5 protein-coding genes are annotated in these 3,158 nt (G+C 64.3%); all 5 read left to right on the top strand.

The annotated features are described in order from the left end of the window. The first annotated feature begins 418 nt into the window (after positions 1 to 418). The 5 genes from JCM19049_RS10425 (at position 419) to JCM19049_RS10405 (ending at position 3,039) form a co-directional block, all read left to right on the top strand. Positions 419 to 562, top strand: a complete 144-nt coding sequence (locus JCM19049_RS10425; RefSeq protein ID WP_279402950.1) for a hypothetical protein — start codon at positions 419 to 421, stop codon at positions 560 to 562. Then, positions 559 to 882, top strand: coding sequence for a GNAT family N-acetyltransferase (locus tag JCM19049_RS10420; protein WP_054821555.1), 324 nt, complete (start codon positions 559 to 561; stop codon positions 880 to 882). The genes JCM19049_RS10425 and JCM19049_RS10420 overlap by 4 nt, the downstream gene beginning before the upstream one ends. A gap of 97 nt (positions 883 to 979) precedes the next feature. Next, positions 980 to 1,762 carry an alpha/beta fold hydrolase gene (locus JCM19049_RS10415; RefSeq protein ID WP_279402949.1) on the top strand — a complete coding sequence of 261 codons (783 nt, stop codon included), beginning with the start codon at positions 980 to 982 and terminating at the stop codon, positions 1,760 to 1,762. Positions 1,763 to 1,878: 116 nt separating this feature from the next. Continuing rightward, positions 1,879 to 2,355, top strand: coding sequence for an SRPBCC family protein (locus JCM19049_RS10410; protein ID WP_054821553.1), 477 nt, complete (start codon positions 1,879 to 1,881; stop codon positions 2,353 to 2,355). Positions 2,356 to 2,466: 111 nt separating this feature from the next. Continuing rightward, positions 2,467 to 3,039 carry an SDR family oxidoreductase gene (locus JCM19049_RS10405; RefSeq protein WP_279402948.1) on the top strand — a complete coding sequence of 191 codons (573 nt, stop codon included), beginning with the start codon at positions 2,467 to 2,469 and terminating at the stop codon, positions 3,037 to 3,039. Positions 3,040 to 3,158: the final 119 nt, after the last annotated feature.

The raw sequence follows: 3,158 nt of genomic DNA, 5'->3' as shown, positions 1-3,158 counted from the left end.
TCGAGGCGGTGGCCGGGCCAGCGAGGTCGCCACCAACGAGGCGGTGAACACGGTCGCCAGCGCCAGGCGGGTCGTGCGTTTCTTGGACATGGGTTTTTCCTCACGAGTGATGAATGAGCTTCCCTTATTCCAGCATCAAGAACCCGAGCAGACAAGGTTCTTCTAGCAAATGGCGCAAAGTTTCGCAGATAACTCTGACCCGGCAAATGGGGATAAACCCTTTGTTCCCCTCAAGTTCAACACTGCGAAACATTCGCTCTGGGCATGAGTTTCCAGCATCGGGAGGTGACCAGTAGTTTTGCGTTTCGCTCCGGGTCTGTAGGGCTTCATCCCGGTGGAGCGCCCAGCTGAGTTTGGTAGGTTAGCGACCATGCAAGTTCGGCAGGAAACCTTCGACGACAGGGCAGGGGTCTACGCAGTGGCCCATGCGGCATTCGCCAACTCCGACCCCTCGATTGAGCCGGCGGAGGTCGGCCTGCTGCAAGAGCTCTTCGACTGTCCCGCCTACGATCCGGTCTTCTCGATCGTGGCCCTGGATGAGACCGCGTCATTGGGCACGTGATCGCCAGCTGGGGGAGCGTGGACGGGCAATACCCGCTGCTGGGGCTCGGGCCGCTGGCGGTCGCCCCCGAATACCAGCACCGCGGGGTGGGCTCGATCCTGATGCAGGACATCCACGACCGTGCGCAGCAGCGCAACCTGGCAGGAATCGTGCTGCTCGGCCACGTGGACTACTACCGGCGTTTCGGCTACGAACCGGCTTCCGATCACGGAATCATCCCCTCCGATGCCGCCTGGGGCGAGAACTTCATGGTGAAGGTGCTCGACCCCCACCGTCTGCCCGCAGGCAACTACCGCTACGCCGCCCCCTTCGGCTGTTAGGACAGTTGCCCACCTCACTGCTCTACGGGGGTTCCGCCGCCTGTCAAGGGCGTAAATTTGCTAATCTATTGGGATCATGTCGAACCACTTGTTGCCCGTGAAGATTGACCGGGGCCAGGGCATGCCCGTGGTCCTGCTGCACGGCTTGGGGAACAACCACCACAGTTGGCATTTCGTCCTCGATGACGTGGATTACTCCCGGGTGCGGATCATTGCCGTGGACCTGCTTGGATTTGGGGATGCGCCGAAACCGGATGTTGAATACACCCTGCGGGACCACTCCTCGGCGGTCGCCGCGACCCTGAAGGACCTGGGGATTCAAAAGGCCGTCATTGCCGGCCACTCCATGGGCTGCAATATTGCCCTGGATCTGGCGGAGAAGGAGCCGGACATGGTTGAGCGCCTGGTGCTCTTCGGTGCACCGCTCTACCGGCGCAAGCCGCGCGGCGGCAAGCTGCGCAAGCTCTTCCGTGCCGAGGGCCTGTACTTCTCGCTGTTCGAACTGGTCTCCCGTTCCCCGGACGCGGTCCAAACCGGCGGAGGGCTGGCCGAGGAATACGTCCCGTTCATCAAGGGCATGGAAATCACCGAGGAAACCTGGCCGGCCTACCGCAAGAGCCTGCAAAACTCGATCATGCAATACGAGTCCTACCGGCAGGCCACCCGGCTGAAGCTGCCCATGCTGTTCGTCAACGGGGTGCTGGACTTCTTCATCATCCGCGGCAACACCACCCGGGCGTTCATGGCCAACCGCCGCTTTGTGCGCATCCGCCGCAGCCGCGGACCGCATGAACTGACCCCGACCCAGGGAAAGCTCGCCGCGCGGATCATCAACCGGATGGCCAACCAGGCCAAGACCGGGCAGCGGGCGATCGACTAACAGCACTGTCCTCCCCGCCTGGCACCCGCTGTCCTGCTCCTCCCGATGTGCCGGTGCGCCGGTGTCTCGGTGCGCAAACCCTTGTGCCGGTGCCACGGGTGCGGTAGACATCTACCATGGACGCACACCAGCTCCCGCGCGAGCTCTCCTTCACTGTTGCCGGGCACGTTGCCAAGCCGGTCGAGCAGGTCTACGAGGCGGTCGCGGATCCCGAGCAGCTATCGCGCTACTTCACCACCGGCGGGGCCCACGGGCGGCTGGAGGCCGGTGACACGGTCACCTGGGATTTCCACGACTTCCCCGGCGCCTTCCCGGTGCAGGTGCTGCAAGCCGAGGCCCCGCGGCGCATTGTGCTGCGGTGGGCAGGTGAGCACCTGGCGGCCGAGGACGGCATGAGCCGGGTGCAGTTCGACTTCGAGCCGGTCGATGACAGCGCCCGCACCAAGGTGCAGATCAGCGAATCCGGCTGGCAGCCCAGCGAGGCCGGGATCCAGCGGGCCTTTGACAACTGCGAGGGCTGGACCTCGATGCTGGCGGGATTAAAGGCCTGGCTGGAGCACGGCATCAATTTGCGCGAAGGATTCTACAAGTAACCTGAACGCCACCTGCGCCAACACCGCTCCGGTTCAGTTTTGGCTGGGAGCTGGCCGGGTAATTGCCATGGCCTGTGTCACAGCGGCCCTTCACCTGTTTAGGGTGAGGCCATGCCAACACCTCAGGAAGCAACGAACGGACAAGTCGCACTGGTCGCCGGTGCCTCACGAGGCCTGGGCCTGCTCGTGGCCCGGGAACTGGGACGGCGCGGCTACCGGGTAGTGATCTGTGCCCGCGAGGCGGAGGAACTGGACGCGGCCCGGGCAAAGCTGCACGCCGAAGGCCTCATGGTCGAATCCATGGTGTGCGATGTGGCGGACAACGGTGAGGTCACCGGCATGGTCTCGCGCATCGAGGCAACCCTGGGGCCCATCGAGGTGCTGGTCACCGTGGCCGGGGTCATTCAGGTCGGGCCGCTGCAGTCCCTGGAGCGTGAACACTTCGAACAGGCCGTGAACATCATGCTATGGGGCCCGGTCAACCTGGCTTTGGCCGTGGTGGATTCCATGCGCGAACGCGGACGCGGGCACATTGCCACCGTCTCCTCCATAGGCGGGATGATCAGCGTGCCGCACCTGCTGCCCTATGGCACCGCGAAGTTCGGCGCGGTCGGCTTCTCCCAGGGGCTGCGTGCGGAAATGTCCGGCACCGGGGTCAAGGTCACCACCGTGGTGCCCGGCTGATGCGTACCGGCTCCCACCTGCGCGCCGAGTTCACCGGCAACCAGCCGGCCGAGTACGGCTGGTTCTCGGTTGGTGCCTCCTTCCCGCTGGTGTCCATTGACGCCGAGCGGGCCGCCCGC

The organism is Arthrobacter sp. JCM 19049 (assembly GCF_001310435.1).
Note: the sequence above shows the minus strand (reverse complement) of the source record. Positions and strands in the feature narration are given on the sequence as shown.

Coding starts and splice junctions, on each gene's coding strand:
- JCM19049_RS10410 (WP_054821553.1), top strand. CDS start 1,879: ATGGACGCACACCAGCTCCCGCGCGAGCTCTCCTTCACTGTTGCCGGG.
- JCM19049_RS10405 (WP_279402948.1), top strand. CDS start 2,467: ATGCCAACACCTCAGGAAGCAACGAACGGACAAGTCGCACTGGTCGCC.